Source organism: Halalkalibacter krulwichiae (assembly GCF_002109385.1).
In the GTDB taxonomy this organism is placed as follows: Bacteria; Bacillota; Bacilli; order Bacillales; family Bacillaceae_D; genus Halalkalibacter; species Halalkalibacter krulwichiae.
In genome coordinates, this window is record NZ_CP020814.1 from 4,550,660 (window position 1) to 4,568,997 (window position 18,338).

Annotated in this window: 16 protein-coding genes and 2 pseudogenes; 9 read left to right on the forward strand and 9 right to left on the reverse strand. The window is 37.0% G+C overall.

Annotation, left to right across the window (positions count from 1 at the left end; translation table 11 throughout):
* Positions 1-136: 136 nt before the first annotated feature.
* The 3 genes from BkAM31D_RS23055 to BkAM31D_RS23065 all read right to left on the reverse strand — a co-directional run bounded on the left by BkAM31D_RS23055 (position 137) and on the right by BkAM31D_RS23065 (position 3,860).
* A complete protein-coding gene (locus tag BkAM31D_RS23055) occupies positions 137-1,669 on the reverse strand; it encodes a malate:quinone oxidoreductase (RefSeq protein WP_066155203.1) in 1,533 nt (510 codons plus the stop codon).
* Between the two features lie 255 nt (positions 1,670-1,924).
* The gene (locus BkAM31D_RS23060; RefSeq protein WP_066155206.1) at positions 1,925-2,854 is read right to left on the reverse strand and encodes a ketopantoate reductase family protein; all 930 of its coding nucleotides are present in this window, start codon (positions 2,852-2,854) and stop codon (positions 1,925-1,927) included.
* A gap of 118 nt (positions 2,855-2,972) precedes the next feature.
* Complete coding sequence (locus BkAM31D_RS23065; RefSeq protein ID WP_066155208.1) at positions 2,973-3,860, reverse strand: LysR family transcriptional regulator; 888 nt, start codon at positions 3,858-3,860, stop codon at positions 2,973-2,975.
* Positions 3,861-3,988: 128 nt separating this feature from the next.
* Here BkAM31D_RS23065 and BkAM31D_RS23070 point away from each other — a divergent pair, with 128 nt between their 5' ends.
* Positions 3,989-5,179, forward strand: coding sequence for a coenzyme F420-0:L-glutamate ligase (locus BkAM31D_RS23070; RefSeq protein ID WP_066155211.1), 1,191 nt, complete (start codon positions 3,989-3,991; stop codon positions 5,177-5,179).
* A gap of 144 nt (positions 5,180-5,323) precedes the next feature.
* Here BkAM31D_RS23070 and BkAM31D_RS23075 read toward each other — a convergent pair.
* The 3 genes and pseudogenes from BkAM31D_RS23075 to BkAM31D_RS23085 form a co-directional block, all read right to left on the reverse strand.
* Positions 5,324-6,510, reverse strand: a pseudogene (locus BkAM31D_RS23075) (aminotransferase-like domain-containing protein).
* Positions 6,511-6,729: 219 nt separating this feature from the next.
* Positions 6,730-8,118, reverse strand: coding sequence for a YjiH family protein (locus BkAM31D_RS23080; RefSeq protein ID WP_066155215.1), 1,389 nt, complete (start codon positions 8,116-8,118; stop codon positions 6,730-6,732).
* A 184-nt stretch (positions 8,119-8,302) separates the two neighbouring features.
* Positions 8,303-8,782, reverse strand: coding sequence for a methyltransferase domain-containing protein (locus BkAM31D_RS23085; protein ID WP_066155218.1), 480 nt, complete (start codon positions 8,780-8,782; stop codon positions 8,303-8,305).
* Between the two features lie 146 nt (positions 8,783-8,928).
* Between BkAM31D_RS23085 and BkAM31D_RS23090 the strand changes: the two genes are divergently transcribed.
* The 6 genes and pseudogenes from BkAM31D_RS23090 (at position 8,929) to BkAM31D_RS23115 (ending at position 13,637) form a co-directional block, all read left to right on the forward strand.
* Entirely contained in the window at positions 8,929-9,147 is a 219-nt protein-coding gene (locus tag BkAM31D_RS23090) for a gamma-glutamyl-gamma-aminobutyrate hydrolase family protein (RefSeq protein ID WP_066155222.1), read from the forward strand.
* Positions 9,148-9,211: 64 nt separating this feature from the next.
* Entirely contained in the window at positions 9,212-9,601 is a 390-nt protein-coding gene (locus tag BkAM31D_RS23095; RefSeq protein ID WP_066155226.1) for a hypothetical protein, read from the forward strand.
* A 112-nt stretch (positions 9,602-9,713) separates the two neighbouring features.
* Positions 9,714-10,760, forward strand: a complete 1,047-nt coding sequence (locus tag BkAM31D_RS23100) for an iron-siderophore ABC transporter substrate-binding protein (RefSeq protein ID WP_066155229.1) — start codon at positions 9,714-9,716, stop codon at positions 10,758-10,760.
* Positions 10,761-11,794 (forward strand): annotated as a pseudogene (locus BkAM31D_RS23105) (FecCD family ABC transporter permease).
* Positions 11,791-12,822 (forward strand): FecCD family ABC transporter permease, encoded by a 1,032-nt coding sequence (locus tag BkAM31D_RS23110; protein ID WP_066155231.1) that lies wholly within the window; start codon positions 11,791-11,793, stop codon positions 12,820-12,822. Before BkAM31D_RS23105 ends, BkAM31D_RS23110 begins: the two are co-directional and overlap by 4 nt.
* A complete protein-coding gene (locus BkAM31D_RS23115; RefSeq protein ID WP_066155235.1) occupies positions 12,822-13,637 on the forward strand; it encodes an ABC transporter ATP-binding protein in 816 nt (271 codons plus the stop codon). Before BkAM31D_RS23110 ends, BkAM31D_RS23115 begins: the two co-directional genes overlap by 1 nt.
* Positions 13,638-13,734: 97 nt before the next feature.
* Here BkAM31D_RS23115 and BkAM31D_RS23120 read toward each other — a convergent pair whose 3' ends face one another.
* Positions 13,735-14,964, reverse strand: coding sequence for a DUF5068 domain-containing protein (locus BkAM31D_RS23120; RefSeq protein ID WP_066155238.1), 1,230 nt, complete (start codon positions 14,962-14,964; stop codon positions 13,735-13,737).
* Positions 14,965-15,317: 353 nt separating this feature from the next.
* On the opposite strand from BkAM31D_RS23120, the gene rluF reads away from it, so the two are divergent.
* Both rluF and BkAM31D_RS23130 read left to right on the forward strand, forming a co-directional pair.
* On the forward strand, positions 15,318-16,025 hold the full coding sequence (gene rluF, locus BkAM31D_RS23125; RefSeq protein WP_066155371.1) for a 23S rRNA pseudouridine(2604) synthase RluF: 708 nt from the start codon (positions 15,318-15,320) through the stop codon (positions 16,023-16,025).
* 273 nt (positions 16,026-16,298) lie between these two features.
* Positions 16,299-16,769 carry a hypothetical protein gene (locus BkAM31D_RS23130; protein WP_066155241.1) on the forward strand — a complete coding sequence of 157 codons (471 nt, stop codon included), beginning with the start codon at positions 16,299-16,301 and terminating at the stop codon, positions 16,767-16,769.
* Between the two features lie 360 nt (positions 16,770-17,129).
* On the opposite strand, the gene BkAM31D_RS23135 is transcribed toward BkAM31D_RS23130, so the two are convergent.
* Positions 17,130-17,438, reverse strand: a complete 309-nt coding sequence (locus BkAM31D_RS23135) for an antibiotic biosynthesis monooxygenase family protein (RefSeq protein WP_066155243.1) — start codon at positions 17,436-17,438, stop codon at positions 17,130-17,132.
* A gap of 86 nt (positions 17,439-17,524) precedes the next feature.
* A complete protein-coding gene (locus tag BkAM31D_RS23140) occupies positions 17,525-18,328 on the reverse strand; it encodes an ABC transporter ATP-binding protein (RefSeq protein WP_066155246.1) in 804 nt (267 codons plus the stop codon).
* Positions 18,329-18,338 lie beyond the last annotated feature (10 nt).

Below are 18,338 nucleotides of genomic sequence, written 5' to 3' on the forward strand. Positions count from 1 at the left end.
TCTTACTGAAAACCGTAACGAAAAGAAGCAATTGAAAAAGTAGGCCTATTTGAATTTACTTCAATAAATAAGCTTGTCGTTTTACTACATACAATTGCTAATCCCCAAAAAAAAGCATAAATTGCCTAATCGCAATTTATGCTTGGACTAACATTTTTTTTTCCTCTGTTAAACTGACTTGTTGATTAGTCTCTAACTCTAACGACTCTGCCGTTGAAGCCAATACTTCTTGCAATAATGCTGGATTTTCCATTAAAGATAAGCCATAAGAAGGAATTATCTCTTTAATTTTCGGCTCCCATTCTTTGATTTGTTCAGGGAAACATCTCGTTAATACATCAAGCATTACATGGACCGCCGTAGAGGCACCTGGTGAAGCTCCTAGTAAGGCAGCAATTGAGCCATCAGAAGCACTAATCACTTCCGTACCAAACTGAAGCGTTCCTTTTCCACCAGCTTCTGTATCTTTAATTACTTGGACACGTTGTCCAGCTATAATCAAATCCCAATCTTCGCTCTTAGCGTTTGGGATAAATTCACGTAATTCTTCCATGCGCTTTTCTTTTGATAACATCACTTGCTCAATTAAATATTTTGTTAGCGACATGTTTTTAGCTCCAGCTGCCAACATCGTTAATAAGTTATTTGGTTTGACCGAGGTTAACAAGTCAAACGCCGAACCGTATTTTAAGAACTTTGGCGAAAAGCCAGCAAACGGTCCAAATAGTAACGATTTTTGCTTATCAATAAAACGTGTGTCAAGATGTGGGACCGACATTGGTGGAGCTCCCACCTTCGCCTTTCCGTATACTTTAGCATGATGCTGTTCTACGATTTCAGGATTATTACAAACCATGAAGATCCCACTTACCGGGAATCCACCAATTTGTTTTCCTTCTGGAATACCTGATTTTTGTAGAAGATGTAGGCTTCCACCTCCACCTCCGATAAAGACGAATTTGGCCGCATGGCGTTCAACTTCACCACTGCGTGCGTTACGTACTTTTAATTCCCACATACCATCACTAGCACGCTTAATATCTTCCACAGTATGCTGGTAGTTAACTTTTACATTTTGTTGCTCTAAATGTTCAAATAACATGCGCGTTAAAGCCCCAAAGTTGACATCCGTTCCACCGTCAATTTTGGTTGCTGCTATAGGTTCATCTGTTCCCCGCTCTTGCATAATGAGCGGAATCCATTCCTTTAACGTTTCAGGGTCATCAGAAAACTCCATACTCTCGAAGAGTGGGTTATTTGATAACGCTTCAAAACGTCTTTTTAAGAAAGAAACATTCTGTTCGCCCAATACTAAACTCATATGAGGCAATGCCTTAATAAAGTCCTGTGGGTTGTTTATTAATTTCTTTTTAACAAGGTAAGACCAGAACTGCATCGATACTTGGAACTGTTCATTTATTTGGATTGCTTTTGTAATGTCTACAGATCCATCTGCTCTTTCATTTGTGTAATTAAGTTCACAAAGTGCCGCATGCCCTGTTCCTGCATTATTCCATTCATTAGAGCTTTCCTCTCCAGCATCTGTTAGTTTCTCAAATGCTGAAATCTTCCAATCTGGTACTAACTCTTTCAGAAGTACCCCCAAAGTCGCACTCATGATTCCGGCACCAATTAAGATAACGTCTGTTTGATTATGTCTGTTACTCATTTTTACCGTCCTTATATCCTAAGATTTTACAGAAAGGATGTAAGCGCTCCCTATAAGGTATTAAAAGCAAGGCAAGGGTGCGACCTAGTCACACATCTTTTCTGGATCAACATATAACATACTTATAGTGTATCATTATTTTTTTAAAATTAAAATATTTATCTACTTTTATATATGAAGAAAGTTACGAATACTTTTACTTATATGTACATAATATACATATTTTACCTAATTTATAAGGGTGCTTTGCCCATTTTACCAATTAGGATTTCCATGTTCATATGGCTTTAAGACCCCATATAATGTTTCTGTAACAGGTATTGAAGAGTCGTGTTTATCAGCTATACGTAACGCTGCTCCATGTAAATGTTCAACTTCTATAAATAATCCCTTTCTCATATCTTGATGCATAGAAGATGTCGCTTCTTCCTGAAACCCTTTCAAACGATTAGCCATTACGTCTACTTCTTGATCTGATAATGTTATCCCCTCTAGTCTTGCTAGTTTACTCATTTCATAGATTACATTTTTTGCGGCCTTAAATGATGCTTGTGACTTGTTTATAAACCCTGCAGGTAGTTGCATTGCTGAAGTAATTCCTGAGAAAGCTGTGATAAATATATACTTTTTCCACATATGTTTTAAAATAATTTCTTCCCTAATTAAGTTCATTTTCGCATGGCTATGTATCTCTTCTAACTGTTTACATATCTCTTTTTGTTCTTCATGAAGAATTCCAAACTTAATCGTGCCGCTAGCACTCGTATGCTCTACATAACCATCTTCCGTTAATGTTGCAATAATAGAGGCAAAACCTCCAATTACCTTTACTTTCCCAACAGCTTGCTGTAGTGTCTCTACATGCTCAATACCATTTAACAATGGGAGCACAAAAGCTCCTGTTTGTCGAACAATTGTTTGAATTTGTGATATAGCTTGCTCAAGATGATATCCCTTAACAGCTAAAATAATTAAATCTATAGACTCTACCTCTTCAGGTTTTGTATAAATCGTTAAATCTTTTTCCTCAAATCTTCCTTCAGGGCTGTTTATTTTAAGACCCCTCTCTTTTAATTGACCCGCCCGCTTTTCTCTCACAAAAAATGAAACGTTTTGACCTGATTCTAACAATCTTCCACCAAAGTACGCACCGAGCGCTCCTGCTCCGTGTACCAAAATATTCATATGATCACCCTCCCATATTATTGTATTAAAGTAAAAATAATCTGTTATTTTATTAACCCTACTATAAAGTATTGATGATTAACACAAAAATGCAATAGCAACTTTCACTACTGTACGGCTACTTTACCTGTTTCACTCGTTCAACAAATTTCTCTGCAGCACGTGATAACGGAACACTCTTTAAGTAGCATATACCAATGCTCCTTTTAGGAATTTTCTCTGCTAATGGTATCTCGTATAAATCTCCTCTTTCTAAGTAATCCTTCGAGAACTCTTTTGTGACACATGAAATCCCTAAATTTATTTTTGTAAATTCTACTACAAGGTCATAAGAACCCAGCTCAAAAACAGGTGAGACTTGAAATCCCTTCTCCTTAAAGAAGTTTTCAACAAACATTCGTGAATTCGATTTTTTTTCTAAAAAAATGAGCGGCATTCTCATTAAATACTCTAAACTAATTGGTTTTGTAGTTAGCTTCTTATATTTTTCTCCACAAACAAAAATATCTTGGACTTCCTTACACGGTATAACTTCAAGGTGTTCCTCTTGAATGGGCAAATTACATATCCCAATGTCTGCTTTTCCCGTTTTAATGAAATCACAAATTTCTGTCGTAGTGCCATTTAAAATAGTTAGTTTAATTCCTGGGTAAGCTAAATGAAATTCCTCCAAATAAGGTAATAGAAAATAGCGAGAGATCGTATCTCCTACACCAATGCGTAATTGTCCAGTTAATAAACTTTTGAATTCTAATAACTTATCTTCTGCTGCATGAATCATGCCGAGTGCTGAACTAACATGTTCGTTTAAAATATTGCCTTCAGTTGTTAATATGACTCCCTTTGAAGTGCGGTAAAAAAGTTTTATTTCTAATTCTTTCTCTAGCTTTGAGATGGCCTGACTAACAGCAGATTGGGTCATATATAGTTCTTGCGCAGCTTTTGAAAAACTTTTATTGCGACTAACTACGTTAAAAATACGATAAACATCTAATTTCCCAACCATATAAGTACTCCTTATATCTGATATTATTATTGTTAATTTTAATTATATCCATTTAAAGGTTATAGTAACATAAGGTTCATCATTAGTACTTAAACAAAAAACAAACTCTTATTAGAGGAGAGATCAAATTGGAAAGAGTCGTTGGAACAGTCGTTCGCGGACTTCGCGGACCAATCATTAATAATGGCGATAACATCGAACAAATTGTAGTTGATACTGTATTACATACAGCAGAAGTTGAAGGTTTTTCAATTGAAGACCGTGATATTGTCACGATTACAGAGTCTGTCGTTGCTCGTGCACAAGGGAACTATGTAACAATTGAAGATATCGCGACTGACATTTCAGCAAAATTTGGTGAAGAAACAATTGGTGTTATTTTCCCAATCCTTAGCCGTAACCGTTTTTCTAACTGCTTACGTGGGATTGCAAAAGGGGCAAAGAAGATTGTCTTAATGTTAAGCTACCCATCTGATGAAGTGGGGAACCACCTTGTAGACATTGACGAATTAGATGTAAAAGGGGTTAATCCTTGGACAGATGTCTTATCAGAGAAAGAGTTCCGTACTCATTTCGGATACAAAAAGCACCCATTCACAGGTGTTGACTATATCGATTATTACAAAAGCTTAGTTGAAACAGAAGGCGCAACGTGTGAAGTGATCTTCTCAAACGACCCTAAAACGATTTTAGACTACACAAAAAATGTATTAGCTTGTGATATCCACTCACGTTTCAGAACAAAACGCATTCTAACTAACAATGGTGCTGATAAAGTATATGGCCTTGATGATATCCTTAAACAACCAATCAATGACAGTGGCTTTAATGAACAATATGGTCTGCTTGGATCTAATAAAGCAACCGAAGACAGCGTGAAGCTTTTCCCGAATAACTGTCAACCGATTGTTGATGGCATTCAAGCAAAAATCAAAGAAATCACAGGCAAAACAATTGAAGTGATGGTTTATGGAGATGGTGCATTCAAAGATCCAGTAGGTCAGATTTGGGAACTTGCTGATCCAGTTGTATCACCAGGATACACAGCAGGACTTGATGGCACACCTAATGAAGTTAAATTAAAATATTTAGCGGATAACAACTTCTCGCACCTTCGTGGCGAAGAGTTGAAACAAGCTATTTCTGGTTACATTGAGAATAAAAATGCAGACTTAGTAGGTGCAATGGAAGCTCAAGGAACTACACCTCGTAGATTAACAGACCTAATTGGATCATTATCTGACTTAACTTCAGGTAGTGGGGACAAAGGAACACCAATGATCTATATCCAAGGATATTTTGATAATTATACAAAGTAACATTCGTACAGAAAGGATGCCTTCAATTAAAAAGGCATCCTTTCTGTATATAGGAGGAAAAGGAATCAAATAATTTGCAAGTAAGACACAACCAAAAGCTGTTGACCCTAAGACGGCCAACAGCTTTTAATAGTAAAATTGTAATTATTTTGCCTCTTTTAGAACTTTCGCAAGGATTTTTATTCCTTCGACAATCTTCTTTTCATCTGCATAACTAAATGAAAGGCGGAGAAATTGCGTTCCTTCTTTTTGATGTAAGAAAAAGTATTTACCAGGGACATAGGATACCCCTTCTTTCAGGGCCTGAGCTAATAGTTCGGACGTATCAACCGAAACTTTTAGCCACACAAAGTATCCACCCTCTGGAACATACCACGTGGCGGATTGTGGCATATATTGTTCCAATGCAGAAAGCAAAACAGAGCATTTAGCTTGATAGGTGGCTCTAATTGTTTCTAATCGCTTTTTCATATTAGTGCTCTCTAAATAAGCTGCCATCGTTGCTTGAGCAAATGGATGGTCCAAATCTTTTTTAAACCAAGCCATAGCTGTAATAAATTCAGGCACTGCCGCTACCCACCCAATTCGCATTCCAGGGGCTACTACTTTCGATAAAGATCCCACATGTAAAACACGGCCGTAGTTATCCATAGCCTTTAATGGAGTTTGTTGCTCACCAAAGCTTAATTCCCCGTATGCATCGTCCTCTAAAATGAGGAAGTTGTATTTGGCTGCTAATTCTAATACATGCTTCCGACGTTCTTCTGTCATCGTCGTACCTGTTGGGTTTTGAAACGTTGGAATCGAATATAAAAAACGCGGAAGGCTGAATCCTTTTTGTTTTCTCTCTGCAAGGATCTCTTCTAAGAAATCGGTTCGTAATCCATGCTCATCGACTGGAATACTAATAAATTGATTCGTGTAATTACAAAAAATCTCTAGCGCCTCCATATACGTCGGCGCTTCAATCGCAACAAGTGTTTGATCATCAATAAGAATACGAGCAATGAGATCAATCGCCTGACAGGCACCAGATGTAAGTAACAGTTCGTTTTCGGCAACATCAATACCACGTATAGCTAATCTTTCTTGTATCTGGCCTTTTAATTGCTCCATTTTAGGACTACCTAAATAATGCAATGGTAGATCCTTCTCTTCCTCAAGTAAATGAGTAACTGCTCCCTTTATCTCTTCAGCAGGTACAAGATAAGGAGCTGGGTAGCCAGAACTTAAACGAATACACTCATCTGGTAACGAAGGCATCCACTCACCCGGGGATCATTTTGTAGTGCTTCTTTGCTATATTTTGAAAAAAAAGATTCAACGTTCACGTTATCATTCACCTTTCCAACCATTCTAATAAACATACAGAAAGAGGCTGGAACATAAGTAAAGGGTTTTATTTAGAAGGCGAACCATGCAAAACCTATGCATCAACAATCATTTTGTTCGCATTTCTCATTAATAATAACTCTTTTGTCCTAGCCTCTTTTTCCATATGAAGTGAAATAAAATTGATTTAACTTTAGTATTATTACCTTACCTTATTTTTAGAAGAATAAAAAGTGTGCCATTGCAGCAGCGACTGGAAGGGTAATAATCGTTCTTTGTAAAAAGATAATTAATAACTGAAAAAATGATAGAGGAATTTTTGATTTTAATAACAGAATTCCAATTTCAGACATGTAAATTAATTGTGTTAACGACATTACACCAATTACAAAACGTGTAAGCTCTGACTCAATCCCACTCCCGATAACGGCAGGTAAAAACATGTCAGCAAACCCGACAATCATAGCTGGAGCGGCAGCCTGTGCTTCAGGAATTTGTAATAACTGTAATAATGGGACAAAAGGATAAGATAAGTAAGTAAAAATTGGTGTAAATTCAGCAATGACAAGAGCAACCGTTCCCAATGCCATTACCAAAGGAATTAAGGCAAACCAAATATCAACGACATTTTGAACTCCACTTTTTACAACGCTACGGTAACTCTTGACCTGGTTCGCTTTTTCTACTGCTTTTTCAACTCCCCAACGGAAGCTTGATACTCCTTCTGGAACAACTTCATCAATTTGTTTTCCAACCGGTTCATAGTACCCATCCTTTTTTAATGAAAGCGGAGGGATTCTCGGGCAAATAATCGCAGCAATAATTCCCGTTACAATTACTGTAAAATAAAATTGAATAAACATATGGTCAATGTCTAAAAACTTTGCAATGACTAGACTAAAAGCAATCGATGCGATCGAAAAGTTTGTAGCGACAACAGATGCTTCTCGCTTTGTATAGTAACCAGACTCATATTGTTGCGTCGTTAATAAAACACCTACTGTTCCACTTCCCATCCAAGATGCTAAAGCATCGACAGAAGAACGACCCGGAAGCTTAAATAATGGATACATCACTTTACGTACCAATGTCCCGATAAAATCCATTAAACCAAACTGCAGCAAAAGCGGCATAAATAAGCAAGCAAATAAGAACCAAACCATTAATACCGGAATTAAATCGTAAAGAACTACGCCACCAGTATATGGTGACCAGATGAATTCAGGTCCTATTTGACCCAATGTAACAATAGCAAATACTGCACCAATTATTCTAAGTACTAACCAAAATGGAGTAATATTAAATAAACTATTTAGAAATGGTTTGTCCTTGATCAATTGAGGGTTCGTAATTGTAACAACTAAACTACCAATAGCTGATATGCAAAGAACAATCGTCATAATTAATGGAATATGACTAGCAATGGCAGCCTGTAGTGCATCCGCTAACACCCCTAACCCTATCGTAACCTTATCGTTTATTGAAATAGGGACTAAAAAAAGCAACACCCCAATTAATGATGGTAACCAAAACTTCATATATTCCTTTGTGGTATACTCTTTTTCTTTTTTCAAATCTTCTGTTGTTTGTAGTTTCTCAGCTTCCATGTTGTCCCTCTCCTACTTCTTCTATTTCACATTCCATTTATAATCTCGGTCGAATATTTAATAATATATCATTATACTGTATAATTATTCAATAGTATTTTTAATATTTCACTCATGAGCAAACAAAAAAACTGACCTTAAAATTGCTAGATTCAAAGAGTCAGTTTTCTATACGTTAGAGCAATCATCCTCTAACCTTTTCACAAACATATATCATGTCATAACTATCATTTGTGACCGGTGCTCCGTTCCAATCTCGATAAACATCAATGATTTTAAAACCATGCAAAAGCAATAGTCTTTCCATTTCTTTCGGAAAAACATATCTTAACTTTATCGTTGTTCTCTTTTCATTAACCAATTCACCACGGCTACTTTTATATTTTCTAATTGTTGTATAATGTTGCACTTGATTTAATGTGTCAAAATGACTAATTGTATAAATATTAACTATGTTCCCATTATGTATGTCTACTCCTATGAGACTATACCCATTTTCCGCCATAGGGATCGTGAGTCTCCCAGTACCACAAGCTAGGTCGATAATCGTTCCTTTCACTCTTGCTGCCCATTTCAATAGAAATGGTAATTCAGGTATATATTGTTGATTTTCTTTATCATATAATTGAGGATCATGATACTCCTCGAAATTATCTTTCATCATCTCTTTTCACCCCAACACCCCAAACTAGTTCCAGTATTTTTACATATTTTTAAAGTTAATACCAATTTTATACTATAATTAATTACTAATAGATCACAACATATTAGAAATAAAAATGAAAATGCTACTTTAGGAGTGAATATGATATGGAGAAGGTAAATAGTTATCATCATCAAGGGATTAAGACTCTATCAGAGCAGCTAGTACCCGCAGCAACTGCTGAAGATGGATTAATAGAAGCAGTTGTCATGCCCAACAATACATTCATCTTAGCCGTTCAGTGGCATCCTGAGTTCAACTATGAGGTAAATGAAAATAACTTTACTTTGTTTATAGAGTTTGTAAGAGCATGTAAGCAACATTGATACTCTTAAAGGCATACAGTGCTTCTTTCAGTCGTATAATTAGTTTGGCAAAGGAGGAAGATTCATGACCTTAATTAATTCTTTTATAATAGACGTTTGGAAGCAGAATATACAGGACTTTAAAGAGTTTGGCGAACTTGCAAAACAAGCAAACTGTACAACAGGAAAGATGTATTTCAGAGGATTACAGTATCAATGTTTACTGTTCATACCGGTCTATTATATCCCCATACTCTATATTCTTTCCGTACTACCGCTAGCTGTTATCTTTTCCGCCATAAACAATACAATAACGGACACAATCATCTTAACAGCAGCAGTAGCAATGATTACTTTATTTATGATCATATTTGTTGTTTTCGCAAGACTGATAAAAACAAAAGGTCATCCACAAATGAAAAAGAATTTAATAGAAAAATTTATAGATGAAAAGCCAGTGAAAAAGGTGAAATAAAGCCACCTATTTCACTGGCTTAATTTTTTTATTGACAGACAGTAAATGAAACTATATATTATCGATAATGATAATTATTATCAAACGAACTTATGATAAGGAATGATAGTAAATGAATGGAAAAGGAAACGATTCATTATTGACAACATTATTTATTGCTATACTAACGATTGCATTAGCTGGCTGCAGTCAGCAATCAGGTTTAACCGCCGAACCTAAGGAATCTGATAGCAAAGATATAGAATCTGAAAATGAAATAGTAATCAACCATGCTTTTGGGGAAACGATTATTGATGAGAAACCTGAACGCGTTGTTACCATTTCGTGGGCAAACCATGACGTTGCCCTTGCTCTTGGTGTTGTCCCTGTAGGATTCTCTGCAGCTAACTACGGTGTTCAAGATGAGAGCGGAATGTTACCTTGGACTGCAGAGAAATTAAAAGAACTTGGTGAAGAAAACCCAACTATCTTCCAAGATACTGACGGTTTAGATTTTGAAGCCATCTCAGACGCTGAACCAGATGTCATATTAGCAGCCTACTCAGGTATTACTCAAGAGGAATATGACACTTTAAGTGAAATAGCTCCAGTTGTAGCTTATGAAACTGGTCCTTGGGTAACGACATGGCGTGATCAAATTAAATTCAATTCCATAGGCATGGGACTGGAAGAAGAAGGAAAACAACTGATTGCTGATACAGAGAAATTAATTCAAGATAAAGCAAATGAACACGCTGAAATAAAAGGGAAGAAAGCTGCATTTGCTATGATTAATGCTACAGATTTGTCAAAATTCTACGTCTACACACCAGCTGATCCAAGAGGAGAGTTCCTTGCTGAGCTAGGAATGGAATACCCGGAGAGTATCATGAGTCAAATTGCCGATTCAAATAGTTTTTATATTGAATTAAGTGCTGAGAACGCAGACGCACTGAATGATGTAGAAGTTTTAATATCTTATGGAGATGAAAATACATTAAAAGCACTGCAAGCTGACCCAATCCTTGGGAAAGTTCCAGCTATTGAAAGAGGATCTGTTGTCATTATTGGAGATAATACTCCACTCGCAGCATCTGGGAATCCAAACCCACTTTCGATTCAATATTCAATTGATGAATACTTACAATTACTTTCAGAAGCTGTTAGCAAATTAGATTAAATGATTCAGACATCGATTTCAGAAAATAAGCAATTACTTATACCGAAGAATTTCATAAAAGTTCTAATACTCTTTATTTTTCTACTCGGTATATGTGTATGGGCCTCTCTTGCTTTTGGCTCTCGTACAATTGGAGCAACTGAACTAATAGACGGTTTATTCCGTCCTGATATACAATCCCATGAAGCAAGTGTTGTTCGCCAAAGGATTACTAGAACTGTATTTAGTTTAATGTGTGGTGCTGCGTTAGGCGTTTCTGGGGCTTTAATGCAGTCGGTCACTCGCAACCCTATCGCAGATCCTAGCATATTAGGAGTAAACACAGGGGCGTCTCTCTTTGTCGTTTGTGGTATTTCCTTTTTAAATATTAGTACAGCTGGTCAATACATTTGGCTTGCACTGGCGGGAGCCATTATAACAGCCATCTTTGTATTCGGAATCGGTTCTATGGGGAGTGGCGGTGCCACCCCCTTAAACTGGTTTTAGCGGGCGCTGCTACAAGTGCAGCACTATCATCTCTAGTAATCGCCATTATGATTCCCCGCACAAACGTTATGGATCAATTCAGGTTTTGGCAAGTAGGTAGTGTTGGTTCCGGAAGTTGGAACTCTATCTCTACTTTTATTCCTTTTCTTGTTGTAGGAATACTTATAGCATTTTTCACAGCGCCAGCGCTCAATGCATTGGCATTAGGCGATGAAGTCGCTACAAGTTTAGGAGTGCGTACTGGTACACTTAGACTTATTGCTGCTTTTGGAGGTGTCCTATTGTGTGCCACTACAACAGCATTAGCAGGTCCCATTGGCTTTATTGGCCTATTAGCGACCCATGTAATAAGACTTGTTATCGGACCTGATTTACGCCTTGTTATCCCAATGTCTGCTCTTTCAGGTGCCATTATTTTAACGATATCAGATATATGCGGTAGGCTTATCGGTAGTCCTGGGGAATTAGAAGTTGGTATCGTTACAGCATTTATTGGAGCGCCTATTTTAATCTTACTAACTATGAAAGCGAAAATGCGTACGCTATGATGAATGAAACTATTAATCTTATAATGTTAGGTAGAAAAAAGAGACGTCGTCGTTTTATTCTCGTTACTTCTCTCCTCACCCTCATAGCTCTGCTCCTTTCTTGCGCTATGCTAATGCTAGGGAACACGATTTACCCAGCTCAGGATGTCATACGTGTTTTACTAGGAGAGGAAGTACAAGGGGCAACCTTTGCAGTAGGTACGATTCGTTTCCCAAGAATGGTTGCAGGAGTCTTTGCTGGCTTCGCTTTCGGAGTTGGTGGATATATATTTCAAACCATGTTGCGGAACCCTTTAGCAAATCCCAATGTTATCGGAATAACAGCTGGCTCAAGTGCTGCTGCTGTATTTTGTATTATTGTCCTTCATGCAAGTAATGCGGTTGTTTCTATTGCCTCTGTTGTTGGGGGACTTACTACCGTGTTGGTTATTTTCCTTTTATCAAAAGGAACTTCTTTTTCTATTGGTAGGTTAATATTAATCGGAATTGGTATTCAAGCAATGCTCAATGCTATCATCTCCTATTTATTATTAATTGGACAGCAACACGATCTTCCTACTGCAATGAGATGGTTAAGTGGTAGTCTAAATGGAGTTAAAATGGAGAATCTTTATCCTCTTATTATGGTTGTTCTTATTTTTGCACCTGTTCTAATCGTACTCGGGAAACGATTAGATTTGTTAGAACTTGGAGAGCAAGCAGCAACTTCACTTGGGATAAATACTGACAAGACAAGATTTCTACTTATTATTAGTTCCGTACTTATCATTGCATTAGCTACCGCTACTACAGGACCGATCGCATTCGTTGCATTTCTTTCTGGACCAATCGCAAAAAGACTAGTTGGTGTTGGATTTTCAAATATAATTCCAGCAGGTCTTGTTGGAATTATATTGGTTTTGGCATCAGATCTTATTGGACAATTCGCATTCACTTCTAGATATCCTGTTGGTGTCATTACAGGTATTCTTGGTGCACCTTACTTGATCTACTTGCTCATTCGGATGAATCGAAAAGGAGATTTATAATGAAACCAACACATACTTTTCAATCTGAGGGAATCACTGCTGGATACGATCATAAAACGATTTTACATGACGTTAGTTTATCGATCCCAAGCAATAAAATAAGCATTATTATTGGAGCCAATGGCTGTGGTAAATCTACATTACTTAAAACAATGGCCAGGCTTATCAAACCAACTTCTGGGCAAGTTACCTTGGACGGAAAACCAATTAATAGAATTCCACCAAAACAATTGGCTCGTGTATTAGGCCTTTTGCCTCAATCACCTATTGTTCCTGAGGGTATAACGGTTGCTGATTTAGTTGGACGTGGGAGATTTCCACACCAAACATTTCTAAAAGGTTGGACAAAAAAGGACTATGAAGCTGTTGCTGAAGCAATGGAAATAATGAAAATCACCGAATTTTCAGATCGACATATTGATGAACTTTCAGGTGGTCAAAGACAGCGTGTATGGATTGCGATGGCTCTTGCACAACAAACTGACATTTTATTTCTCGATGAACCAACAACCTATTTAGACATTACCTATCAGATAGAAATTCTTGACCTTCTGACAGACCTTAACCGCAAACATGGAACAACGATTGTCATGGTTCTTCATGATATTAACTTGTCCGCTCGTTATGCAGACCATATTTTCGCTCTTCAAAAAGGAAAGCTTGTCGCAGAAGGGAAACCATCAAAAGTAATTACAAATGCGTTGATTGAAGATATATTTGGTCTTCATTGTACGGTCATAAAAGACCCCGTCTCTGGATCTCCCTCCGTGGTCCCAATAGGGCGATATCATAATAAATTGAGAATGTACTCTTAAATCTCTTCATTATGATCGCTCAACAAATTTATAAAATAAAGCCTTTACGAAAAATCCGGTTCAAAATGAACAAGCCATTCCGAACCGGATTTCCTTATTATTTCTCCACTGGCAAATCAAATGTAACAGTCTTCTCTTTAAATAACAGGTTCGCTTCGCTATCTTTAAGCGGACCAAGATGGAATTCAAACTCGTTAAAAATAGCAAATTCATCCTTTCTAAATAAGAAAACAGTTAGAAACTCATCTTTGTCACCTGGGTTTACCGTGCCACTGAAACTCGGCTCAAGCATACCCTGATTAAACATCGTTCCGCGATTCCCATCAATAATTAGTTTTCGATCAATGAAAAATTTATCAAATGGAGTATCACTTCCATTTTCAATTGTTACCTTCGCTGTCAACGCAACAACTCCGTTCTCACCAAAATCAGAAAAACTATCTTTATAAGCCTCAGTTGGCGTCAAGTCGGCATACTGGACACCGTTTAAAGTGATCTTCACCCCATCAATTTCTTTCGTTTCATTCATGTCGGTCTCTTCAAAAAACACTTCTTTATCGGCGATATTATCGGTCGTCATTTTATCTTGATAGAGCTGTGATGATACTGCAGCTTTTTCAACACCTTCATCATTAAAAGGAATTTGGAATATAGCATCCTCACCTATTCTTTTTGAGACATCATCTTCTAAGAAGAATGCATCAATTTTTAGCGTTGGTGAACTTAGCTTATCAAACTGCGCTTTTGTCATCGAATGAGCGTTCATTCCCGTGTATGTTGCCCCTTTGGAGTATTGAGAGAAATTATCATTACTATCATCCTTAAGCCACTGCTCACGGTCGACAAGGTGCTGTCTCGGAATAATATATTCTGTTCCATCATCTGACAATAAAGAAACTCCTCCAGCATAATACACATCTTCATCTGAATCATTAACCAATGTCATCTTGTATGTAAGAACATATCCTTCATCTTCCTCATCAAAATTCGACTTACTGGACTCATTCATATTGGATACATGCACGATTTGGTATTCATCAATGTTAATAACAACATCTTCACTAAACTCATGTTTCAATCCAGGATTTGTATTTGTATAAATAACTTTCACATCAGCGTTTAAATCTTCTGCGAGATATGGATTCAGAAACGTTCCAACGTTATTGTCTTTTTGTTCCGTATCAGATTTAACCGGCTCTTCTTGAATTTGGTTTTCTTCCGCTACAGCAGGCTCTACTTCTTCATTAACGTCTGTTTCACTTGCGCATGCCCCTAAAAGTGGCGCCATAAAAATCGCTCCAAATAACGCTAAGCTTTTCTTATTCATGTTTTTTCCCCTTTTACTATGTAATAATAATAGTAATATCATAGCACTTATCATTCTGATTTAGGTTCATTTGGTAAAAAATGGATCCATAGGCCTAACTCAGTTGGTTATTGATTTTAGTTCATTTGGCTTATTTTATTTAATCATGCTGCATAGTTTAGGGAGAACTTATAAGAAACTCTAATAACCTGCTCGCACCTTATATGGGGGCAGATTATTAGAGCTCGTTGTAAACGCGGATTTATGGTCGTGCGCCGTGATTTATTTAGAATGAGGCTTTTTGATTCGCTCTTTAAAATAAGGTATATTTGATACGCGGATAAACAATTATCAAACGTAAGGTCGTGATTAACATTCGTATTAATAAATTTATTAGTGAAGCTGGAAAAGCATCAAGACGTGGTGCCGACAAATTAATTACTGAAGGAAGGGTTACAATAAATGGAAAACGCGCAAAAATAGGTGACCAAGTCGAGCCTGGGGATGATGTTCTAGTAAATGGAGCACCGATTCGAGTAGCTAGAAATAATGTCTATATTGCCTTAAATAAACCTGTAGGCATTACTAGTACAACAGAAAAGAAGGTAAAGGGAAATATTGTTGATTTAGTGAATCACCCGTTAAGAATATTTAATATAGGGCGACTAGACAAAGACTCGGAAGGCTTAATACTCTTAACAAACGATGGCGATATCGTTAATGAGATTTTACGTGCTGAGAATGAGCACGAAAAAGAATATATCGTTTCAGTAGACAAGCCTATCACTCCTGAATTTGTAAAAAACATGTCTGAAGGCGTAAAAATATTAGGCACAAGAACACTTCCTTGTGAAGTAAGACCGTTATCAAAATTTGATTTTCAAATTATTTTAAAACAGGGGTTAAATCGTCAAATTCGTCGGATGTGCGAAGAGTTAGGCTACGAAGTCTACAGACTGCAAAGAATTCGGATTATGAATATCCATTTAGGAAATCTCCCTCCTGGACAATGGAGAGATCTATCAAAAAAAGAACGCACACAATTATTTAGAGAGCTCAACTATGAGCCAAAGGAATGGTAAAAAGCGGGTTTGCTTTTGATTGATGTTATCAAGAAGGATTAATATTTTTATAAATAAACATAGCCCTTCATTTCCTTTCTCTATTGATCCTTTTAATAAATTCTATTTGACTATAAAGGTTATCAGTTTTAAAAGAAAACACCAAACTTAATAGCCAGTAATGTTAGTCTACTTACCCAATTCAATGTTTCAGTTACTTTTAGGGATAAATCGAATAAATATATGAACCGAGAGTAACACTACACATAAAAATAATGTGAGGGTATTAATGACATGAAACAGATTTTTCTCTGGTTACTCTTAATATTGCCTTGGGCGTCCTTGTTTCTTTTGAAAATGAATACTATACGCAGGTACATGCCGGTCGCTCTATTTATGACCGTTATTCATACCTTGGCGTATCAAGCAGCGTACCATTATGGATGGTGGAAAGAGACAGGTTCCAGTCTATTCGGGTGGGATAAGGTCATCCCAGTTCCTTGGGTATATGGAGCATATTTAGTTATTGTTATCTGGGTATTCCATTTTACCTATGGTAAATTTTGGGTTTATCTGACTGTCAATATACTTTTGGATGGATTATTTATGTACATCGTTTACCCCGTATGGCAACGAATGGGAATGGTTTCGAGTGAATCGACTTTACCTACAATTGCTATTGTTGCTATGATGGTCGGTTTTGCGTTGATCATCTATCTTTATCAACTGTGGCAGGACGACGTGTTCAAACAGCCCAAAGCGTAACTTATAATGTTGCTTTCATTGGAGAAGGAGAGCGAAACAAGGAGACTTCAGAGTAAAGGATTTGTCTACGTTGACTTCACAATAGCGATATCTTCCCCTACAGACTGCATGAATTTAATAATTCCACACACTCTTCTTGGTTCGGCCTGCACCTTCTTGCTGGGCCTTTTTTTGCGAAGATGGCCGTAACTGTGATAATCAATACCTTGTACCACAAGATTCCTCCTTGAATTTGATGGTACACCTTGCTTATGCCTCTACTATGATACGGCTCACCGTGATGTATTTAAATGTAGATTTCCGCTTTCAAACTCCTTTAATCTACGCATTTTCTCATTATAAATTTGACTGCCTTCAATATTATTTTTGTCCAATTACATGATAAACTTCTTGTTTGCTTTCAATAATAAATGAGGGGGATGGTTGCCCGCGATTTGCACGATGTCCTGCAAGATGAACATCACTTGTTTCCCATGTCTTCCAAGCACTTTCAGACTCCCAACGTATCATAATGATTACTTCTTCATTCCCTTTTCTTTGCTTTTTCTTTAATATGCTTAAATCTATAAAACCTGGTTGTTGTTCAATTATTCCTTCAGAAGAAAACCGTTCAACCATCTTTTCGGCGTGTCCTTCTGCTACAATAATTGTTTTGTTTTGAATAAACATATGCTAGTACTCCTCCGACTATTTTTTTGTTAAATTAAATTATTTTAGAAATTAAACCAAATCGTAAAAATAAGATCAAAATAGCCTTAAATAGTAACGACAGATCGCCCTTTCCCGTATGGAATACAAAGTGGTGTACCTACGATAGGATCAACCGTGACAACACACCGCATATCAAAAATTTGTTGGACAAGTTCAGTATTAACAATATCCTCGGGCTTTCCTTGTGCGACAATCTGTTGATTTCGTATCGCTACCAAGTTATGAGCATAACGACAAGCAAGGTTTAAATCGTGAAGAACCATTACAATCGTTCTCTTTTCCTTCTCGTTTAAATCATACAATAAATCAAGAATCTCAATTTGATGTGTCATATCTAAATAAGTCGTTGGTTCATCAAGCAAAATGATATCTGTGTTTTGTGCAAGTGTCATGGCTATCCATGCTCGTTGTCTTTGCCCTCCTGATAATTCATCAATTGCCCTGTCCTTTAATTCTAATAAAGAGGTAGAATTCAAGGCATTGATTACTTGTTTTTCATCCTCTTTTGTCCACTGCTTGAACCAGTTCTGATAAGGATACCTCCCTTGTTTAACTAGTTGTAAAACAGATAACCCTTCTGGGGAATCTGGTGCCTGAGGAAGAATGGCCATTTTCCTTGCAACTTCTTTTGTAGGTAGGTTTGCAATACTTTCTCCAGCAAGTAATACACTTCCTCCTTCAGGCTTTAAAAGTCTAGCTATAGAGCGAAGGAGAGTAGACTTTCCACAGCCATTCCCGCCAATAAATACCGTGATTTCACCTTTAGGAATCAACAAGTCTAGCTCTTTAATAATAATTGTTTCACCATAAGCAAGAGTGAGTTTTTCAGTTTGTAAAATGCTTTGCATGAACTACAGT